Genomic DNA, 20,104 nt, shown 5'->3' with positions numbered 1-20,104 from the left:
TCTATGACAAAAATATACTATAGTCCACAGGGGCAACTTCTGTAACATTAGTAACAATCTTCCGAGCCGTGCAACAGCCTGTGCAGCCCACACGCTTAACAAGCCGGTAGCCTAACTGTCGCGCTAGCTTTCTCTTATTGACGTAGGACTTTTACTCAACATGCCTTTTAATTTCTCTGATTTAACCTTCCACGCCGCTGCCCTGAGCCGCTTTATCCCGCAGCTTTTTAAGTCCGGCATCATCACCCACCGTGATGGCATTACCCCGCTACTCAAGGCCGGGCCCATCTTAAGCCGCTACCGCTTTACCACTGCCCGCGAGCTCGAGCAGGGCTATATCACCTGCCCAGAGCGCCTTGCGCTAATCGACGACGACGGCACCCTTACCTACCGCCAACTGCGCAACAACGCGCAGACCCTGGCCAAGCACCTACGCAGCCTCGATCTGCCAGAAATCCGCCTCGGCGTGATGGCCCGCAACGGCCGCGGCATCATCACCCCATTAGGTGCCAAGGGATACGCGGGCGCGCATATCTTCCTGCTCAACGTCGCTTCTTCCCCAGAGCAGCTCGCAGGCTGCATCGAGGAAAACAACATCAACGTGCTCGTCATCGACGACGAATTCATCGACCGCCTCGATCCCGCCTATCACGAGAGGATCGCCGTTATTATCGGGCATGACTCGGGCGCGGAACATTTCGGGCTACCGACGCTAGACGGCATCGTCAAGCACGCCGAAGCAGTGCGCGACATCCGCTTGCCAAAGTATCCGAAGCACGGGCACATCGTGCTGATGTCTTCTGGCACCACCGGCATCCCCAAGGGCATCATGCGCCCGGAGCCGACGCTGCCGGTCGTGCTGGCATCCATCGTGGAAAACATCCCCTGGCGTGCCATCCAGAAGGTGCAGATGACCGCATCCATCTTCCATACGTGGGGTTGGGCCTGCCTCAATATCGCGCTGGGCCTGCGCAATACCATCGTCACCCGTCGCGTCTTCGACCCGGCGGCCGCGCTCGATGACATCCAGCGCTACCAGCTCGATGGTCTGCTTTCCTCCCCCGTCTTCTTCCGCCAGATGGTTGAGGTTGACCCGGATTCGGCGTATGACACCTCGAGCCTGAAGTTCATTGCCTCCGCCGGGCATGCGCTGACCCCGGAGATCGTGAAGGAAACCCACGAGCGCTTCGGCCCGATTCTCTGCAACGTCTATGGCTCCACGGAGCTGGCGCTGGCGTCGACGGCCAGCATGGAAGAGGTGGCTAAAGACCCGACCATCGGCGGCAAGATTGCCTCCGGCACTAAGCTGCGCATCCTCGATGAGGAGGGCAATGAGGTTCCGCGCGGCGAGGTCGGCGAGATCTACCTGACCAATTCCACCGCGCTCATTGGCTATACCAACCCGAAGATCCCACTCCACAAGGTCGATGGCCTCATTTCCATCGGGGACTTGGGCTATATCGACCCCGAGGGCTACCTGCATGTGGTGGGCCGCGCCGATGACATGATCATCGTCGGCGGCGAGAACGTGCACCCGCAGTCGGTGACGGAGGTGCTCGAGGCCATGCCGGGCATCGCGGAGGTGCATGCCGGTGGCGTGGAGGATGAAACCACCTTCCAGCGCATCGCCGTGTGGGCGGTGCCCACGCGGGACGCCCTAGGCAACGCCGTGACTGCCGACGCCATCCGCGCCTGGGTCCGCGAGAACCTGGCGGACCACTCCGTGCCGCGCGATGTCCACTTCCTGGACAAACTCCCGCGCAATGCCACGGGCAAGGTGGTGCCGCGCCTGCTGCACGGCACCGACTAGCCCACGCCTATTCCTCTCAAGACGTAGAACCCTCCGAGCCGAAACTGCCCGAGTTGCCAAAACCTTCGCTCCTAACCGCAGGGAACAACGTTGTTTTTGGCAACTCGGGCAGTTTTTGTGTCTGGGATTTAATCCAGCCGGCTAGCTGCTGCGCTTGACGGTTGCTGCGACTTCGCCTGGCAGGGCATGGCCCTCGCGAGCGATGTCGACTCCGGCGACCTGCTTGGCCGTCGGGCACACCACCGGGGTGATGAGGTTGACGCCGCGCTCGCGCAGCTTGCTTGCCTCCACCGCGATGATCGGCGTGCCGGCAGTGACGGTATCGCCCTTCTTAGCCAGGGCGGTGAAACCTTCGCCCTTGAGCTCCACGGTGTCGATGCCGATGTGAATGAGCAGGTCCAGCCCATCCGCGGTCTTCATGCCGAAGGCGTGGCGCGTCTTAAAGATCATGGTGATGGTGCCGTCTACCGGGGCGCAGACGTCGAAGGCATCGACGGCATCAGGCATCACCGCGAAGCCTTCGCCCACCATGCCCTGCGCAAAGGACGCATCCGGGACCTGGGAGAGCTCGACAACGTCTCCGGCGAACGGGGCGCGCACGTCGACGCCAGCGGCATCACCGCTTCCGCTCTGAGCGGCAGCGGCGCTGGCCGGCGCGCTGGCTCCAGCACCTGCCGCGCTCGCTGCACCAGTCGTGGCCAGGGCCGGGGAGCCGTGGCGCAGCTGGTGGCTGACCTCGTCATACATGAATTGCACGGCCGGGCCCACGATGACCTGGACGCTCTTCTCGGAGGGGTGGATGACGCCGGAGACGGCGGCGCGTTTGATCACGGAGTCGTCGACAAGCGCCTGCTCCTTCACGCCGACGCGCAGGCGCGTGGTGCAGTAATCCAATGAGTCAATGTTGTCCTTGCCGCCGAGACCCTCGATGATGCGGGCGGCATCACGAGCAGTCTTCTCATCGCCGGTGGCGGAATCCTCGATGGAATCTGCTACCGCATCGTCCTCGCCGCGGCCCGGGGTCTTGAGGTTGAGCCAGCCGATGAGGAAGTAGAAGATGACGAAGTACAGGGCGAAGAAGCCCACACCCATGACCAGCAGCATGTACCACTTATTAGCCAGCGGGTTCTGCGAGGAGAGCAACATGTCCACGAAACCGGCAGAGAAACCAAAGCCGGCGGTCCAATCCATGGCGGAAGCGATGAAGACGGACAGGCCCATCAGCAGCGCGTGCACCACGTAGAGCAGCGGGGCGACGAACATGAAGGAGAACTCCAGCGGCTCAGTCACGCCGGTGAAGAAGGAGGCCAAAGCACCTGCGGCCATCAGGGAACCGACGACCTTGCGCTTGTTCTTATCCGCGCGCAGGTACATGGCGAGTGCCGCGCCCGGCAAGCCGAACATCATGACTGGGAAGAAGCCCGCCTGATAGCGGCCGACGACGCCCTCGACCGTGCACTGGCCGTTGGCCCAAATGCCCGGGCAATCGGCGGCGGAGGTAGCAGTAGCGGCTGCCTCGATGGTCTTCTGACCGGCCTGGAAGTTGCCGATGTCATTGATACCGATGACATCGAACCAGAAGACGGAGTTCAGCGCGTGGTGCAGGCCGGTCGGGATGAGCAGGCGGTTAGCCACGCCATAAATACCGGCGCCCGCCGCGCCCAATCCTTGGATGGAGGTACCGAAGTTAAAGAGCGCGTTGTAGATGAACGGCCACACGAAGTAGAGGATGCCGGAAATCACTATGGCGATGACGGCGGTAAGAATCGGCACGAGGCGCCGTCCAGAGAAGAAAGCCAAAAAATCCGGCAGCTTGGTGCCGTGGAAGCGGTTATATACCCAGGCCGCCATGACGCCGGCGAGGATGCCGAAGAGGACGTTGCCGCCGCCCACGGCGTTCCAGCCTTCCGCGGCCCATTCCAGGGCCTCATCGCCGGTCAGCGCGGTGGGGTCTTCGATGCCGCGGTAGCCGGCCACGGCCTCCGGGCCCAGCAGCTTCATGAAGGTGGCGAAGGCCAGGAAACCAGAGAGCGCCGCGGCGCCGTTGGAATCCTTGGCCAGGCCGAAAGCAATGGCGATGGCGAAGATCCAGCCCAGGTTGGACAGCACAGCGTCGCCGGAGCTGATCAGCAGCTGGGCGGCGAGGTTATCCGGGCCAGCCGCGCTGGAGATCCAGTAGCCAACGCCACTGAGGATCGCCGCGACGGGCAGCACCGCCACAGCGCCCATGAGGGCTTTTCCGAGCCGCTGCAGCGGCCCCATGACATCTATTTTCATGTCTGAATCGTCCTTTCGAGTAGAAGAGAAGGATGGAATGAGGAAAAGAAGCTTTAACGCAGGCGGTTCTGGTCCGCGAAGAGGTAATACTCGCGGTCTTCCAAGCGGGCAGCGGCGGCTTCATCCACAATCACCGTGGCGTGCTGGTGCAGCTGCAACACCGAGCCAGGACAGCGCGCTGAAAGCGGGCCCTCGACCATCGCGTGCACCGCGTTGGCTTTGTTGCTGCCGGTGGCGATGAGGAGCAGGTGGCGGGCCTCAGCAATCGTCCCCAAGCCCTGCGTGAGTGCGTGGCGCGGAACCTCTTCGACAGTGTCGAAGAAGCGGGAGTTATCTTGCACAGTCTGCGGGTGCAGGGCCACCACGCGAGTGCGCGACGTCAGGGAACTCGACGGTTCGTTAAAGCCGATGTGGCCGTTCGCGCCAATACCGAGCAACTGGACATCGACACCACCGGCATTTCGGATGGCCTGGTCATAGGCGGCACTGGCTGCCACGGGGTCGGCGGCGTTGCCTTCTGGACTCTTGACCAAGGCATCATCGAAATCGACGTGGCTGGTGAAGTCACGGCGGATGGTGGCGTAGTAGGACTGCTCGTGTTCGGGGTTAAGGCCAAGGTACTCGTCGAGAAGAAAAGCCCGGCTGCCGGCGAAGCTCACCTCGCCGCGCTCGTGGCGGGCGATGAGCTCCTTGTAGGTAGCCACCGGGGTGGAACCCGTGGCTAGGCCTAGGGTGGCGGATTTGTTGGCGTAGCCTGCGAGGAAATCGGCAGCCGCGGCGGCGACCTCGGCGGGGGTGGAGCGGATGAGGATGTCCATGAGGTGCCTTCCTAATGTGAGTGAGAGTCTTGTTTAAGAGTGTATAAATTCAGTGCCACCGACAATGACGCGCACCGGCTCCAGTTGAGCATTGAGGCCCACCAAGTTGGCGTGCGCACCGACCGCGATGCGGCCTAGCTCCGTCTCCCCCAGCACATCGGCGGCCGTGGTGGAGGTAAAGCGCACCGCTTCGCCCAGACCATGACGTGCGGCGAAGCTGGCGAATTGCTGGGCCAAGGTGGACGTGCCACCCGCGATAGCACCGCTGGGCACGCGCGCGACTCCCCCGCTCACGGTGACGGGCAGGGAGCCCAATTCATAGTCACCGTCGGCCATACCGGCGGCCGCCATGGCATCCGTCACCGCGAAGGCGCGGGGGTTGTGAGCCATGTCCACGGTGCCGTCGACAAGATGCACGCCATCGGCGATGAGCTCGACGGCCGCATCACCCGCCTTCGCCGCGGTGAGTAGGGCGGCCACAGGGCCCGGCGCGCGGTGGTGGATGGAGGGCATGGCATTGAAAAGGTGCGTGCCGGTCACGGTGACGCCGAGCTCCTTAGCCTTGGCGATAACCTTCAGCGTGGTGTCGTAGTCGGCCTCGGTATGCCCCAGGCTGGCGATGATGCCCTGCTCCGCGCAGACTTCGAGCAGCTTGTCGACGTTCTCCGTCTCCGGCGCAAAGGTAATCGAACGCAGGTGGCCGCGGGCCGCGGCGATGACCGCGCGGAAGAAGTCCGGGTCACCGGGCACGATGCGCGAAGGGTCCTGCGCGCCGCACTTAGCCGCCGCGATGAAGGGGCCTTCCATGTGGATGCCGGCGATTTCGCCCTCCTCAGCCAGCTGGGCCAAAAGCTCCGCCCGGGCGCACAGCTCTTCTTGTGTGCCGGAAACCAAGCTGGCCAGCAGCGTCGTCGTACCCTGCGCGCGGTGGAAGCGGGCTGCGGCCAGACACTGCTCATAGTCGCCGTTGGGGAATCCCCCGCCGTTACCGCCGTGGTTGTGCAGATCCACGAAACCGGGCACCCACAGCAGCGCATCCGGGTCCCCGGCGCGCCAGGCGGCCTCGGCTTGGGGGACAGAGCCAAGCTTTATGCCCTCAATATTCTCCCCGAACGTAACGGCCCCGGCGCGCAGCTCGAAGTTTTCATCGATGTAGAGGCCCTCGACGTGGCCTTGACTCCCTGTTCCCTCTGGCTGCATAGTTCATTCGATTCTGTATGTCTGGGCAGACACGGCACCCGCCCGGTTGGTAACTACGTTGCAATTTATCAGGATGAGACTCGCTTGTGAACTGTGATACCTTTTGAGCTGTGTGTGAAGAGCGATGACTTTTGTCATGTAAATCGCTGACATACGCCTCTACCAGCGGGCGTTGCCCAACGGAAAAGTTAGAGCCATGAACACAGCAGAATCAGCCATCGAAATTCATGACCTCTACCGGCAGTACGACGACTACACCGCGGTGAACGGGATAAGCCTGTGCGTTGCACGCGGAGAAACCTTCGGGCTCTTGGGCACGAACGGCGCGGGCAAGACCTCCACGCTGGAAGGCGCCACGTGGACCACGACCTGGCCGCCGCAACCATTGCCGCCGGGGACTCACCGCTCACGGAACGCGAAGCGGAGGTCCTAGCCATGGCCGGGCGGGGCCGTTCCATCGAGGCCATCGCGAAAGCTGCACATCTCGCCCCGGGTACAACCCGCAATTACATTTCCTCCGCCATGACAAAGACTGGAGCGGAAAATCGCTTCGAGGCCTACACCATCGCCAATGAGCGCGGCTGGCTGTAGCTTCTAGGCGTACTGCGGGCACTCCTCCTCTCGTGACGGTAGAGTTGATGCCATTTGGCCCACCTGACCACCACTTTCACGGAGCAATCCTCATGGCCCACTTTTCCGCACGCCAGCTCAAGCTCTTCATGGGATTCTGACCGCCCTTTTTAGGCGCTGGCATCAAGGTCAAGGAATTCGCTGATGATGGCACACGCGTCGTGGTCAGCCACAAGCCGAACATGTTGACCAAGAATGCCATGGGCGTTGCCTTCGGCGGCACGCTCTCCGCCATGACAGATCCATTCTTCATGCTTGCCTCCATGCACCGCCTGGGCAAGGAGTCCCGCATCTGGGATGCCGCCGGCGAGATTAAGTACCTCAAACCCGGCCGCGGCACAGTCACCGCCGATATGCGCATTCCCGAGAAGACCTACGCTCTCATCGAAGAAAAGACGGCTAACGGCGAGAAATACCTGCATTGGTTCGACGTGGACATCCTTGATGAGGAAGGCGATGTCGTCGCCCATGTGCGCCGCCAGGTGTATTACCGGCGCAAGCAAAAGTGAATGCTACTTCAGTTCGTTGAATGCTTACTCCGGCATGCTCAACACGGGTCTTATCCGCAATCCCAGGCAAATTCGACCCGATCGAAATTGCGCACAGCGAGGTCATCGGGATGGATGTAAAAGTTTCCAACCCCGGCGTCGCCCCATTCGCAAGGGCCATCCTGGTCTATTGTCGCGAGCGTAAATCGGGGATCAGCCGGATCCATAAGGATCGGGTTACAAAAAACTGCGCATCCCCTTCTGGCCCTTTACCCGGAAACCACTAATCCCTGCTTATACTCAAGAGGCAAAAAGAAGCGCCCTTCCTCTAACGTGAAGGCTAGAGAAAGGGCACTATGTATATCGGGGCATGGAGCCGCCTGCGAGAATCGAACTCGCGACCTTCTCATTACGAGTGAGATGCTCTACCGACTGAGCTAAGGCGGCACGGCGCAACGGGAAGATGCACCGCGTGAAAGTTTAGCCTAGGCCCGGGCTAAGAAAGAAATCGGGCCACCACCCGCACTACACGCGCAGCACACGTGCACGCTAGCGCGCACCGCAGGCCAAACGCAGGCGGCCAATCATGCCGTCGAAAGCCACCTGCGGGGTGACGTTCTGCGGCAGCTGCTCGCGGCAGGTACGGATGGCGGACTGAGCGGCAAGCAGCCCATCCTCGCTCACGCGTTGGGCAAGTTCGCCCGCCAGGCCGGCGAAGTCCGGGTGGGTCATGTCCACCTCAGCGCCAACTTTGAGCATGAGCGCATCGCGGTAGATACCGGCAAGATCCACAAGGACAATATCGAGGCCGTCGGCGATGCGGCGTTTAGCGCGCTTCTTATGGAGCTCCTCCAGTTCTTTCAGGGCACTGCGGGCGTCGCGCTGCGCCTTGCTTGCTCCCTTACCCTTGGCGCCGATGCCGAAGGACTGCTCAATTTTGGAGCGCTCCGCTTCTTCGGATTCAGCGTGAGAATCCTTGGCGTCCTTCTCAATGAACTTCAGCAGAGCGGTAACGGATTGGAAGGCCTGGGAGCCGTGGAAGACGTCTTCGGCCAGGTTGATGGCCATGGCGCGACGCTTTTGTGCGGCCGCGTCCTGTACCAGGTGGCGGGCACGGCCCACGTGCTGCAAGCTCGTGACGGCGGCCAAGCGAGCATCGTGTTCGCTGGCGCCCTCGGCGACGAGCTGTTTGACCACGCCTTCCACGCTGGGCGAAGGAATATATAGGTGGCGGCACCGCGAGCGCAGGGTCTGGGAGAAATCTTGTGGGTCCGCGGAAGGAGCCACCATGACGATGACGGTGCGCTCCGGCGGCTCCTCCACTGTTTTCAGCAAAGCGTTGGCGGCCTCGTTGCGCAGGCGGTCGGCTTTGTTGAAGATAACCACGCGCCACGGCGCCACGCTGGGCAGGCTCGCCGCACGGCCGATGACGTCGCGGGCCTCGCCGACGGTGATGAATTGTTCCTTAGGGTCGACGAAAACTAGGTCGGTGTGTTTTTGTTGTTCCAATACCGCCCGGCAGGCCGCGCACTGCCCGCAACCGGGGTCCCCGTTTTCATCCTTGCTCGTGCACATCAACGCCGCCGCAAAGCACAGCGCCGCCAAAGAGCGGCCCGCCCCGGGAGGACCCGTAAGCAGCCAAGAATGACTCATCGCCCGCAGATCCCCCTCGCCTCGGGCGGCCCGGGCTGCGGCCAAGATGGTCTGGGCCACTGCTGGGGTATCTGCCAATCGTTGCGCAACGCTTCCGGTATTCACTCGCCCTAGCCTACTGGGATAACTAAAGTAATAAACCATGAACAGACTACTGCGTGGCGCCCGCTGGCTCATGGGCACCCAATGGCCGATGTACGCCACGCTCGTTCTGGGATCCAACATCTTAGGCGCCGTGGCGATCATGACCTTCGTGGTCTTCCTCCTACCGATGCCGGAGATTAAGGACTTTACTTCCGACGTCCCGCACTTGGCGTTAATCGGCGTCCTGTATGTTTCCTTTGCCGTGCTCATCGGCATTTCGGTAACCCTGTTACTCTTCCGGCCGGTGCTGGACTGGCAGCGCAATCCCGAAGCCCACGATCCAAACATGGTGCGCAACCTGGTGCTGCGCATACCCATCTATCAAGCCGCAGTGGCCGGCCTGGTGTGGATCATCGGCATCGTCCTGGCCATCATCATCGCCACCCAATCCTCCGGCAGTCTGGGCCTAGTCGTGGGAGTTTCCACAACCTTGGCCGGCCTGTTGGTGGTGTTGCTTACCTACTTGCAGGCAGAACGCCTCGTGCGCCCCGTGGCGGCGCAGGCAGTGGCCCGCCGCTTCGAGGACTCCACCCTGGAGCCGCCGATTAAATACCGCCTCATCTATACCTGGGTGATGACCTCCGGCATTCCGCTCGTCGGCATCGCACTGGTGCTCGTGGGCCAGCGCACCGGCATGTTCACGGATAACGCCAACGACATCATGCCCGCGGTAATCGCCCTAGCGCTGACCGCCCTGGGAACGGGTTTTACCGGTACCGTCTTCGCGATGATGAGCGTGGTTGACCCCATCGTCGAGCTACAGGATGCAATCAACCGCGTGCGCCGCGGCGAAAATGATGTGCAGGTCGATATTTATGACGGTTCCGAGTTGGGCGTGCTGCAAGCAGGTTTTAATGAGATGATGCGCGGCTTGCGCGAGCGTCAACGCGTGCGCGATATCTTCGGCCGCTACGTCGGCATCGAGGTCGCCCAGCGCGCACTGGAGGAACGCCCCGAGTTGGGCGGCGAGGACCGCAAGGTAGCAGTTCTTTTCATCGACGTCATCGGCTCCACCACCTTCGCGGTCAAGCACGCCCCGGAGGAGGTCGTCGAAGAACTCAACAAGTTCTTCGAGCACGTAGTCGAAGTGGTGCACCGCAACAAGGGCATCATCAACAAGTTCCAGGGCGATGCCGCGCTGGCCGTATTCGGCGCTCCGCTTAACGTCTACGACGCTAACTCCATGGCGCTGCAGGCGGCGCGCGAGCTGCGCCAGGAGCTGCGTGGCTTGGAGCTGCAGGCAGGCATCGGCGTCGCGGCGGGTCACGTGGTGGCCGGCCACATCGGCGGCGCGGATCGCTTTGAATACACCGTCATTGGCGATGCAGTAAACGAGGCGGCCCGCTTGACCGAGCTAGCCAAGGACACCCCGGGCCAGGTGCTAACTAACTCCGCCACGCTGCGCGGCGCCAACGAGGCCGAGCAGGCACGTTGGACCATGATGAAGTCCATTGAGCTGCGCGGACGACGCCGCATGACGCGACTGGCACGCCCTATCCGTTCCACGCTTGCTGAGCGTGCGGAACAATAGCGGAGCAACCGCGGCACAGTAACCGAGAACTAATTTCATAAGATCTGTAACATGCGGCCCATGACCTCCGCAGTGTCTCAGTCTCGACCTCGCATGATCGTGCCCGACGTAGCTCGTGGCATGGCTCTTCTCGGCATCGCCCTAGCCAACGTCTGCACTGGATGGATTACCACCACCCATCCAGACGGCCAGTACTTCGGCGGCATCGATTCCGGCAACGCGTGGGATAAAGCAACCGTGCTCTTTACCGCGATGTTCGCACATAACCGCGGCTTGCCGATGTTCTCCACGCTCCTGGGCTTCGGTATCGGGCTTATCACCCTGAGCCTTTGGCGCCGCGGCTTCCCGCTCGGCCAGGCGCGCATGGTCATCATCAAGCGCTACGGCTTCCTGGCCGTTTTCGGCATTATCCACCTGGTGTTTATCTTCTATGGCGACATCATGTTTTTCTACGGCTGCTGTGCTTTGGTCATCAGCATGTTTATTTCCCTGCACGATAAAACTCTCAAGAAGATCGCTTATACCCTGCTGACCATCATTACGGTCCTTGGAATCGGTGCGTTTGTGTTTACGCTTTTGGTTCCGGAATCAGGCATGAATTACGTCCTCTTTTCCGAGCTTCCCCAATCCTATGGGAAGTTGGTGCTGGATGGATTATTGATGCTGTTGGGGCAGGCTGTTAGCGCCGTGCCGTTCATGCTCATGTACGGACCCATCATGTTGGTGGGCTTTACGTGGGCGCGCCAGGGCACGCTTGCCGACGTCGCGTCTCACCGCACCGAGCTGCGCATCTGGGCAGGCATTACAGCAGTGATCATCTTGGGCGTGGGCCTGCCGTGGGGCCTTGCTACTATCGGCGTGCTCCCCGCGGAAGTCGAGGGGGCCTTCTTTCAGCTCAACACCTTCGTCGGCGTGATTACCGGCCCGGGCATCCTGGCGATGCTCGCGCTGGTGCTAGAGAAGGTGCAGACACTGCCTTGGTGGCTGTGGCCATTTAGTGCGCTGGGTAAGCGCTCGATGAGCGGCTACATCATGCAGTCGATCATCTTCTTCGCGGTGATTTTCCCGTTCACCTTGAACATCGGCTCCCAGTTCTATGCCTCCGGCTTGGCCTTGTTGGCGGTGGGCAACTGGCTGCTCACTCTGCTGCTGGCCTGCCTTCTCGAATACTTTGGCAAGCCGGGCCCGTTCGAGTGGCTGCATCGCCGAATTTCTTATGGCAAGACGATGCGGCCAGAACTAAAAAGGCAGCCGCCTAGTGGCATTGAATCACCCGTCAGTGGCGCTCCAGTGCATCAACCAGAAGGAAATGTCCAAGCACGCGGCTAGCGGCCTCGGCGGCGCCCAGCAGGCGGCTATCGCGCAGCGGGTTGACGGGCAGGGTGCGTGCAAGGGTAAGCCCCTCTGAAAAGAGGATGAGGTTGGCGCCGTGGCTCGCTCCCTTCGTGGCGTCTGCACGCAAGGCTGGATCCCCTGCGAGCGCCGAAGTGGCGGCAACAGCCGCACCAGCCACTGCGGTGGCCGCGCGGTAGCGGCCCTTAGAAATGGCAAGGCCGCCAGCCCACGCGCCGATGCGCAGGCCCCAGCCCAGCTTGTCGTTGCGCTGCGCGCGCAAAAGATACAGATAAGCTCCGTGATGCAAGGCAATGGCGGCAATGCCCAGAGCATTCGGTTCGCCGCGCTTGCAGTACTGGCCCACCGAACCGGCAGCAAGGCCACCGCGCAGCACCGGGTTCGCCGTTTGGGTGCAGAGAGTAGCTATTACCGCGGCGTCGAGAAGCCGGGGCTCAAACCCGAAGATGCGTGCCCAAGCGCTGGCCTCCCCGGCGGCTAGAAACCCTAGGCGCGCGGGGTGGCCGGCGGGATCGGTGATTGCGGGATATACCGCCCGCCACAGCGCGGCGGCGCCCTGTTCAGTGCGTTGCAGGAAGTCCATCGCTACTTGCGGCTGCCTGCCTTGACCACGTTCTTAGTGCCTGGCGAAGGCTTCTTCGCCGTCGACTTCTTCGTGGATTTCTTGGTTGCCTTCTTCGTGGATTTCTTAGTCGATTTTTTGGTCGACTTCTTACCAGCCTTCTTGGTGGTCTTCTTCTTACCACCATCCGCGGCTTCCTTGGCACGGCGCTCGGACAACAGCTCGTTAGCACGGGCGTCGGTAAGCGTTGCGGGATCGTCGCCGCGGCGCAGCGAAGCATTCGTGGTGCCATCGGTGACGTACGGGCCAAAGCGGCCATCCTTGACGGACATCGGCTTGCCGGAGACGTCATTGTCACCCAGCTGCTTCAGCGGCGGCTGCGCGGCGGCGCGGCCACGGCGCTTCGGCTCCGCGTAGATGCGGCGCGCCTCGTCCAAGGTGATGGAGAAGATCTGCTCTTCGTTAGCCAGCGAGCGGGAATCACTGCCCTTCTTCAGGTACGGGCCATAGCGGCCGTTCTGTGCGGTGATGACCTCGTTATCGGAAGGATCCACGCCCACCTCACGCGGCAGGGAAAGCAGCTGCAGGGCCTGCTCCAGGGTGACCGAAGAAGGCTCCATGGAGCTAAACAGCGAAGCGGTGCCAGGCTTGAGCTTTTCGTCGATGTACTCGGCGATGCGCTTTTCCTTCTGCTTTTCCGCAGTCTTGGTCTCCCAGTTCTTGGCGCGTTTGCCTTCCTCGGCGCGCTGCTTATCCTCAGCCTCGCGCTCCTGCTTGACCAGCTCGAGGGCCTCGGCCTCAGCCTTCTCGCGCTCATCCTCGCGCACCTGCTCGGTGACGTACGGGCCGAAACGGCCTTCCTTGGCCACGATCATGCGGCCATTGGCGGGGTTCTCGCCTAGCTCGCGGCCGCCCTGCGGGGTAGCAAAGAGCTTCTCAGCGAGCTCTTCACCCAGCTCATCCGGGGTGGTGGTCTCAGAAAGGTTGGCGCGCTGATACTCCGGTGTGCCGTCCTCGGCCGTGCCCACCACGCGCTCGATGTACGGGCCATAGCGGCCGACGCGCACGAAGACATCGCGGCCTTCCGAGTCGGTGTAGAGCAGCAAGGAGTTGACCTTGCGGGCGTCGATGGCCTCAAGGTTGATATCGATAAGGGACTTCAAGCCGCCGTGGCGCGCGATGGAATCCGCCTTCTGCTCCTTGGCCGCAGCATTGCCAAAGTAGAAGCCCTTGAGCCATTCGGTACCGTTCTCGTTACCAGTGGCAATCGCGTCGAGCTCGTCTTCCATCGAGGAAGTAAAGTCATAGTCCACCAGCTCGGTGAAGTTGTCTTCCATCAGGCCGATGACCGCGAAGGCAACCCAAGACGGCACTAGGGCGTTGCCGCGCGAGAGCACGTAGCCGCGGTCCTGGATGGTCTTGATGATGGAGGCATAGGTGGAAGGACGGCCAATGCCCAAATCTTCCATCTTCTTAACCAGGCTGGCCTCGGTATAGCGCGCCGGCGGGTTGGTGGAGTGACCGTCAGCGGAAACTTCCTGGGAGGCCAGCGCGTCGCCCTCGTCGAGGTGCGGAAGGCGGGACTCACCGTCGGAATTCTTGTTAGCCACGTCCTCGTAGGCCTTCAGGAAGCCCGGGAAGGTAATGGTGCGGCCGGTGGCGGAGAACTCAACGTCCTGCGCGCCCTCGGTGGTATTCGCATTCGCAGCCACCGTGACCTTCATGGAGGTTCCCTTGGCATCTGCCATCTGGGAGGCCACGGTGCGCTTCCAAATCAGCTCGTAGAGCTTGAACTCTTCGGCATCGAGGCGGCTCGACAGCTCGCCCGGGGTAGCAAACTTTTCGCCCGCCGGGCGGATCGCCTCGTGGGCCTCCTGGGAGTTTTTCACCTTGCGGTCATAGATACGCGGGGAATCAGCGACATACTCCGCGCCAAAGATGGAGCTAGCCGCGCCACGCGCCGCGTTCAGGCCCTGCTTAGACAGCGAGGTCGAGTCGGTACGCATGTAGGTGATGTGACCGTTTTCGTAAAGACGCTGCGCAATGCGCATAGTGCGCTCGGAGGTGTAGTGCAGGCGGCGGCCCGCCTCCTGCTGCAGGGTCGAGGTCATAAACGGCGCATAAGGCTTGCGGGTATATGGTTTGTGCTCGACGCTTGTGACGGAGAAAGCGGCGCCTTTCAGGGCGTCGGCAAGCGCCTGTGCATGCGCCTGCTTGACGACGACCACCTCGTCACTCTTGAGCTTGCCCGAATCATCGAAGTCACGGCCTAGGGCAACACGCTTGCCGTCGATGGCGGTCAGGCGAGCATCGAAAGCTTCCTTCGCCTCAGCCTTCTCGCTGTGCAGGCGAGCGGTAAGATCCCAGTACTCGGCGGAGATGAACGCCATGCGCTCACGCTCACGCTCGACGATGACGCGGGTGGCAACGGACTGCACGCGACCGGCAGAAAGGCGCGGCATGACCTTCTTCCACAGCACCGGCGAGACCTCGTAGCCATAAAGGCGGTCCAGGATGCGGCGGGTTTCCTGCGCGTCGATCAGGTTCTCGTCAAGCTCACGGGTGTTTTCTGCCGCCTCCAAGATGGCGGACTTGGTGATCTCGTTGAAGACCATGCGGCGCACTGGCACCTTTGGCTTAAGCACCTCAAGCAGGTGCCACGCAATCGCCTCACCCTCGCGGTCGGGGTCTGTTGCGAGGTAGAGCTGGTCGCACTGCTTCAGCTTGGCTTTAAGGTCAGCGACCTTCTTCTTTTTGTCTTGGCTGATGACATAGAGCGGGGTGAAGTCATCCTCGGGGTTGACACCGAGGCGCGCCCAAGATTCTTTCTTGTACTTCGCCGGGACGTCGGCGGCGCCGCGTGGGAGATCACGAATGTGTCCCACGGAGGCCTCAACAATGTAATTGTCGCCTAGGTAGGGTTGGATCTTCTTAGCCTTCGTCGCCGACTCGACGATGACCAGGGTTTTCCCGGCTACTTCTGCCACTCGACTTCATCCCTTTCGATGATGCGATCACTTGTCGCTCATACGTTGCTTCTACAACGCTTATACAACGCCCTTTGTTCACGCTACGTTAAACGAGCACGATCAAAAGGCAATTGAGCAATAGCGTACAGAAGTTCTTTTACTCTGTACTTATTAGGGCAGCTGCGCTGCCTTACCTGCTGCCTTTAGACATGCACGGTTATACTGGACGCTTTGTAACGTTCTGCGGTGTCAGGCTGTTAGAAGTAGGCGAATGGCAGAGCCTTTCGACCACAGCAGCAGCACTGCTTTGTCACAGTAACTGGGCACAGTAACAGGCACAGTAACACGAATCGCGTACCCGATGGGGAGGAATGATGGTTGCATCCGTCACCGCATGGATCGAAGTAGTCATGCTAACCCAATGGGTATACCCGCTGATAGGAACATTGATTTTCCTCGATTGTTTCTTCCCGGTGCTGCCTTCAGAGATCCCGCTCAACATGGTTGGAGCATGGTCGGCCTCGCAGGGCTACCCGCACATCCCCATGATGTTCTTCGTGGCAATTCTGGCCGCCATCGTGGGCGATAACCTGTGCTTCCTGCTCGGCACCCGCCTGATGACGCTGGTCAATCGCGTCCAGAAGGGCACCAAGGCCTACGAGGGCCTGGCTTGGGTCAAGCGCAACATGCGCCGCGGCGGTGGCGCGGCGATTATCATCGCCCGCTTTATCCCTTCAGCCCGCCTTTTCATGACCATCCTGTTGGGCTCGATGCGCTATCCTTGGCCGCTGTTTTTCTTCTTCGACATCATCGGCGTCAGCATCTGGGCCGCGCAGGCGCTGGCCATTGGCTTCGTGGGCGGCAAGGCCTTCTCGGATTCTCCCGCCGTGGCGATGATTGTCAGCATCATCGCCGCCATCATCATCGGCTTTGGCCTACAAAAGGCCCAGAATGCGGTGCTCGAGTGGTGGGATACCCGCCGCGGATATGCAGAAACCCCTTAAGCCTTTAAAGGCTTGAAGGGGCCGTGTGTGAGCTTTTAAACGCCGCGTTTTAAAGGGCGGTGACATTCTGGGCCTGCAGACCCTTTTGACCTTCGGCGACCTCGAAGGAAACCTTCTGATTTTCCTCCAGGGTGCGGAAGCCGCTGCCCTGAATCTCGGAGTAGTGAACGAAGATGTCGCCGGAGCCATCTTCCATCTCGATAAAGCCGTAGCCCTTTTCTGCGTTGAAGAACTTGACGGTGCCTTGTGCCATGGTGTTTAACCTTCTATGTAAGTGTCTACGAGTAGTGGACAAAATGGATTGTGGAAAACAAATCTTCGCCAGCACTAACCAAAAGAAAAACACTGAGCCAAGAATTTATCGGCCTAGCACCCAGTGTGGCACGTTTGGTTAGCTGGCGATAGCTCGCCACGTAAATCTTTTTAGAAAGGGGGTAGCGTGCCCAACCCCCTAGGCCAAGAATTAGTCGAGCTGCTGCAACGCCGCTTCGATGAAACAACGTTTACTTCCGTCACCACTTTAGAGGCGAAGCCTGCCCAATTCGGGCCGTGGCCAGATTGGGTTTTGCCGGGACTTAAAACCTATTTGCAGGGCCATGACGTGGCAAAGCTTTATTCGCACCAAGTTAAAGTGGCCGAAGAAGCATGGCGGGGCAACGACGTCGTGGTCGCCACCGGCACTTCCTCCGGCAAATCTTTGGGCTACCTACTTCCCATCCTGACTAGGCTGGCGGAAGAGCCCACCGCGTGCGCTTTGTATATCACCCCCACTAAGGCGTTGGGCTCGGATCAGCTGCACGCGGTTTTGCAGATGTGCCGTGAGGTTGAGCAGTTGCGTGGTGTGGTCGCGGCGCCTTACGACGGCGATACGCCCACCGAATCCAGAGCCGGCATCCGGGACGATGCGCGCTTTATCTTTTCGAATCCAGACATGATCCACATGTCGATGCTGGCCTCGCATCAACGCTGGGCGCGTTTCTTGCGGCACTTGCGCTTCATCGTCGTAGATGAGTGCCACTCGTACCGGGGAGTATTTGGCGCGAATGTGGCGCTGGTTTTGCGCCGCTTGCTGCGCTTATGCAAACACTATGGCGCGCATCCGGTGGTGATTTCTGCCTCGGCCACGATGAAGGACCCAGCACTGCATGCGCAGCGCCTTACCGGGCGTGACACGGTTGCGGTCACAGAAGACGGCGCGCCCACGGGTGCGCGGACGGTGGCTCTTTGTGAGCCCGGGTTCATCGATGGTGCGGAGGGCGAAAATGGCGCTCCCGTGCGCTATGCCGCAACCACCGAGTCGGCCGGGATGATGGCGACTTTGGTGGCAGAAGGCGCCCGCACTCTTACCTTTGTGCGTTCCCGGCGCGCCGCGGAGACGGTGGCCTTGCGCACCGCGGAGGAGCTATCTGGTTCCCTCGGACGGCCCGATTTCGCTCGTCGCATCGCGGCTTATCGGGCAGGTTACTTAGCTGAGGACCGGCGCAAGTTAGAGCACGCGCTTGACGACGGCACGCTGCTCGGCGTCGCCACCACCTCCGCGCTGGAGCTAGGCATTGACGTCGGCGGCCTTGATGCCGTGGTCATTGCGGGCTTTCCGGGAACGGTGGCTAGCTTCTGGCAGCAGGCGGGCCGCGCGGGAAGACGCGGGCAAGGCTCCGTGGTGGTCTTGGTCGCGCGCGACGAGCCGATGGATACCTACTTGGTGAATCATTCGGAGGCCCTGCTGGGAAGGCCGGTGGAGGCCAGCGTGTTTAACCCAGCAAATCCCTATATTTTGTTCGGCCATGTCTATTGCGCGGCGGTGGAAAAGCCGCTGCAGGATGCGGAGATCGTCCAGCTGGGTGCGCAGGAGGTTGTCCATTCCTTGGCGGAGCGCGGGCTGTTGCGACGCCGCGACCGTGGCTGGTTTGCAGCGCCCCTCCCGGCGGGCGAAGAGCTCACCCCAGAGACCGCACACTCGACGGTATCGTTGCGCGGCAGCGCAGGCGAGGAAGTGATGATCGTGGATTCTTCCGACGGCCGCCTGCTTGGCACCATCGACGCTGGACGCGCCGCCAGCCAGGTCCACCCCGGCGCGGTGTATCTACATCAGGGCGAAAGCTTCGTGATTGAACAGCTGCACTTCGCGGACTACCTGGCGCTGGCAAAGCCGGAGACGCCGGAATATACAACGACCCCGCGCTCGACTACGGATATCCGCATCGTGCGCGAGGCCGATGAGCTCATCAACTATGCGCCGGGGCTGTGGGTGGCCAACGTAGAAGTGGAGGTAGTCGATCAAGTAACCGGCTACCAGGTGCGCCTGCCCGACGGCACGGTTGGCGATGACATTCCGCTGGACATGCCGCAGCAGCGCCTGCACACCCGTGCGGTGGCCTACACCATTGATCCGCTGGCGCTTGCAGCAATGGGTGTGAGCGCCGCCGATACTCCGGGCACTCTGCACGCGGCGGAGCACGCGGCGATTGGCCTGCTACCGCTGATTGCTACCTGCGATAGGTGGGATATCGGCGGCGTGTCCACGGCGCAGCATGCGGATACTGGTCTGCCTACGGTCTTTGTCTACGACGGTCACCCGGGCGGCGCTGGCTTTGCCGATGAAGGCTTCCGCCGCTTCCCGGAGTGGATAGCCACCACGTATGAAACGGTGGTTTCTTGCCCGTGCGAGGCAGGCTGCCCCTCGTGCGTGCAGTCACCAAAGTGCGGCAACGGCAACAACCCGCTGGATAAGGCCGGTGCCATTAAGTTGCTTGGTGCACTGGTGACGATGACGCAGTCAGGGCCCATGCCCGCCGAGACCTAGACCGGACCAGCGCGAGCCACCGCCTCCACGCGCCTCACGGCGACAGTGACGATGACATCGCGCTCGACTACGCGGCACTGCCTAACACTGGAGTTGTTGTGCTGCGCGGTCTCCCGCGCCGCGGCACACCCGTCTTGGCCTTTTGCGTGTTCCCACGCGGCCGCCACCGCCGACATGTCGGCGGCCACCTGCGCCTCATGGCGCGCTGCCACGCGGCTAGCCACGGTGACAACAACCAAGAGGAGGGAGACGATGGCAACGATGATCCCCGCATTAACCACGGTGGCATAGCCAGCCTCAGCGTCTTTGCGGCACATCACTGCCCGCCTCCCGCCGAACCCGCTATCTCGGCCGGAAACACTGCCTGCGCTTTCATCTCCCCCAACGGCGAGTGCACGGTGGCTTGTGCGGTGACGAGGCCACCCCTTTCAGCGATGTCGACGCTTACTTTCTCATGGGAGTAGTCCTCGCCTATCGCGTATGCACGCGCAGCGGCACCGGCGGCGTCGACAGCCGCCAGGTGGGCCGCCATCGTCGCGACACCCGCAACGGCACCGGCTGCAACGATGACCAAAGAGCTCAACCCGAGGGCTGCCTCAATGGTGACCGAACCGGTGTCGCCGCTAAGGCGCCGAACGATATGAAGATAACAGCGCCGCATTGTTTAACCCGGAGTGTTAGACAAAGCGTCAGTGATGATGGATTCGATGGCGTCTGGCACTTGGCCGCCGTTGATGACGGCATAGAGCACAGCCGCAAGGGCCGCAGCGGCCAGCGAACCCATGGCGTATTCGATGGTGGACATACCGTCGTCATTCTTTAAAGCGGCATTAACCTGAGCAGCAATCTTGTGCATGTTCTC

General features: G+C 61.4%; 17 protein-coding genes, 1 tRNA gene and 2 pseudogenes. 8 read left to right on the top strand and 12 right to left on the bottom strand.

Translation table 11 applies throughout. The features are described from left to right. Window positions 1-160 precede the first annotated feature (160 nt). Entirely contained in the window at window positions 161-1,810 is a 1,650-nt protein-coding gene (locus QKB66_RS06340) for an AMP-binding protein (RefSeq protein ID WP_414252934.1), read from the top strand. 141 nt (window positions 1,811-1,951) lie between these two features. Here the strand turns inward: QKB66_RS06340 and nagE are convergent, their stop codons facing one another. Genes nagE through QKB66_RS06325 form a run of 3 tightly spaced genes read right to left on the bottom strand, consistent with a single transcriptional unit; the run spans window position 1,952 to window position 6,105 of the window. Next, a complete protein-coding gene (nagE, locus tag QKB66_RS06335; protein ID WP_311518212.1) occupies window positions 1,952-4,087 on the bottom strand; it encodes an N-acetylglucosamine-specific PTS transporter subunit IIBC in 2,136 nt (711 codons plus the stop codon). Window positions 4,088-4,140: 53 nt separating this feature from the next. Then, window positions 4,141-4,905 carry a glucosamine-6-phosphate deaminase gene (nagB, locus tag QKB66_RS06330; protein WP_070518615.1) on the bottom strand — a complete coding sequence of 255 codons (765 nt, stop codon included), beginning with the start codon at window positions 4,903-4,905 and terminating at the stop codon, window positions 4,141-4,143. Between the two features lie 33 nt (window positions 4,906-4,938). Continuing rightward, window positions 4,939-6,105, bottom strand: coding sequence for an N-acetylglucosamine-6-phosphate deacetylase (locus QKB66_RS06325; RefSeq protein ID WP_414252933.1), 1,167 nt, complete (start codon window positions 6,103-6,105; stop codon window positions 4,939-4,941). Between the two features lie 196 nt (window positions 6,106-6,301). Here QKB66_RS06325 and QKB66_RS06320 point away from each other — a divergent pair, with 196 nt between their 5' ends. From QKB66_RS06320 to QKB66_RS06310, 3 genes and pseudogenes are all read left to right on the top strand, one after another. Next, window positions 6,302-6,538 (top strand): ATP-binding cassette domain-containing protein, encoded by a 237-nt coding sequence (locus QKB66_RS06320; protein ID WP_399530881.1) that lies wholly within the window; start codon window positions 6,302-6,304, stop codon window positions 6,536-6,538. Beyond that, window positions 6,442-6,696 (top strand): annotated as a pseudogene (locus QKB66_RS06315) (response regulator transcription factor); the annotation flags it as partial. The gene QKB66_RS06320 and the pseudogene QKB66_RS06315, both read left to right, overlap by 97 nt. A gap of 92 nt (window positions 6,697-6,788) precedes the next feature. Then, window positions 6,789-7,244, top strand: a pseudogene (locus QKB66_RS06310) (DUF4442 domain-containing protein). Window positions 7,245-7,294: 50 nt separating this feature from the next. On the opposite strand, the gene QKB66_RS06305 reads toward QKB66_RS06310, so the two are convergent. The 3 genes from QKB66_RS06305 to QKB66_RS06295 form a co-directional block, all read right to left on the bottom strand. Beyond that, window positions 7,295-7,450 carry a DUF1963 domain-containing protein gene (locus QKB66_RS06305; RefSeq protein WP_248093458.1) on the bottom strand — a complete coding sequence of 52 codons (156 nt, stop codon included), beginning with the start codon at window positions 7,448-7,450 and terminating at the stop codon, window positions 7,295-7,297. A 144-nt stretch (window positions 7,451-7,594) separates the two neighbouring features. Continuing rightward, a tRNA-Thr gene (locus QKB66_RS06300) sits at window positions 7,595-7,670 on the bottom strand. A 102-nt stretch (window positions 7,671-7,772) separates the two neighbouring features. After that, window positions 7,773-9,020, bottom strand: coding sequence for a DNA polymerase III subunit delta' (locus tag QKB66_RS06295; protein WP_248093172.1), 1,248 nt, complete (start codon window positions 9,018-9,020; stop codon window positions 7,773-7,775). Here QKB66_RS06295 and QKB66_RS06290 point away from each other — a divergent pair. Then, entirely contained in the window at window positions 9,019-10,551 is a 1,533-nt protein-coding gene (locus tag QKB66_RS06290; protein ID WP_311518215.1) for an adenylate/guanylate cyclase domain-containing protein, read from the top strand. The genes QKB66_RS06295 and QKB66_RS06290 overlap by 2 nt on opposite strands. 60 nt (window positions 10,552-10,611) lie before the next feature. After that, window positions 10,612-11,880 (top strand): DUF418 domain-containing protein, encoded by a 1,269-nt coding sequence (locus QKB66_RS06285; protein WP_414252932.1) that lies wholly within the window; start codon window positions 10,612-10,614, stop codon window positions 11,878-11,880. On the opposite strand, the gene QKB66_RS06280 is transcribed toward QKB66_RS06285, so the two are convergent. Both QKB66_RS06280 and topA read right to left on the bottom strand, forming a co-directional pair. Further along, on the bottom strand, window positions 11,828-12,487 hold the full coding sequence (locus QKB66_RS06280; RefSeq protein ID WP_049147250.1) for a hypothetical protein: 660 nt from the start codon (window positions 12,485-12,487) through the stop codon (window positions 11,828-11,830). The genes QKB66_RS06285 and QKB66_RS06280 overlap by 53 nt on opposite strands. 2 nt (window positions 12,488-12,489) lie before the next feature. Next, complete coding sequence (gene topA, locus QKB66_RS06275; protein ID WP_070587231.1) at window positions 12,490-15,453, bottom strand: type I DNA topoisomerase; 2,964 nt, start codon at window positions 15,451-15,453, stop codon at window positions 12,490-12,492. A gap of 356 nt (window positions 15,454-15,809) precedes the next feature. Here topA and QKB66_RS06270 point away from each other — a divergent pair, with 356 nt between their 5' ends. Next, a complete protein-coding gene (locus QKB66_RS06270; RefSeq protein WP_070587243.1) occupies window positions 15,810-16,439 on the top strand; it encodes a DedA family protein in 630 nt (209 codons plus the stop codon). A gap of 49 nt (window positions 16,440-16,488) precedes the next feature. Here QKB66_RS06270 and QKB66_RS06265 read toward each other — a convergent pair whose 3' ends face one another. Continuing rightward, window positions 16,489-16,692: a cold-shock protein gene (locus tag QKB66_RS06265; RefSeq protein WP_061920226.1), complete on the bottom strand. Its 204-nt coding sequence runs from the start codon at window positions 16,690-16,692 to the stop codon at window positions 16,489-16,491. A gap of 186 nt (window positions 16,693-16,878) precedes the next feature. Here QKB66_RS06265 and QKB66_RS06260 point away from each other — a divergent pair, with 186 nt between their 5' ends. Continuing rightward, window positions 16,879-19,242, top strand: coding sequence for a DEAD/DEAH box helicase (locus tag QKB66_RS06260; protein ID WP_414252931.1), 2,364 nt, complete (start codon window positions 16,879-16,881; stop codon window positions 19,240-19,242). On the opposite strand, the gene QKB66_RS06255 is transcribed toward QKB66_RS06260, so the two are convergent. From QKB66_RS06255 to QKB66_RS06245, 3 genes are read right to left on the bottom strand one after another with little or no spacing between them, the layout of a single operon-like run. Beyond that, window positions 19,239-19,559, bottom strand: coding sequence for an Rv3654c family TadE-like protein (locus QKB66_RS06255; protein WP_061920222.1), 321 nt, complete (start codon window positions 19,557-19,559; stop codon window positions 19,239-19,241). The genes QKB66_RS06260 and QKB66_RS06255 overlap by 4 nt on opposite strands. Continuing rightward, entirely contained in the window at window positions 19,559-19,903 is a 345-nt protein-coding gene (locus QKB66_RS06250; RefSeq protein ID WP_070587224.1) for a hypothetical protein, read from the bottom strand. Before QKB66_RS06250 ends, QKB66_RS06255 begins: the two co-directional genes overlap by 1 nt. A gap of 3 nt (window positions 19,904-19,906) precedes the next feature. Next, window positions 19,907-20,098 carry a DUF4244 domain-containing protein gene (locus tag QKB66_RS06245; RefSeq protein ID WP_070587221.1) on the bottom strand — a complete coding sequence of 64 codons (192 nt, stop codon included), beginning with the start codon at window positions 20,096-20,098 and terminating at the stop codon, window positions 19,907-19,909. Window positions 20,099-20,104 lie beyond the last annotated feature (6 nt).

The sequence above is a fragment of the Corynebacterium sp. c25Ua_89 genome (assembly GCF_047459735.1).
GTDB lineage: Bacteria > Actinomycetota > Actinomycetes > Mycobacteriales > Mycobacteriaceae > Corynebacterium > Corynebacterium simulans.
Note: the sequence above shows the minus strand (reverse complement) of the source record. Positions and strands in the feature narration are given on the sequence as shown.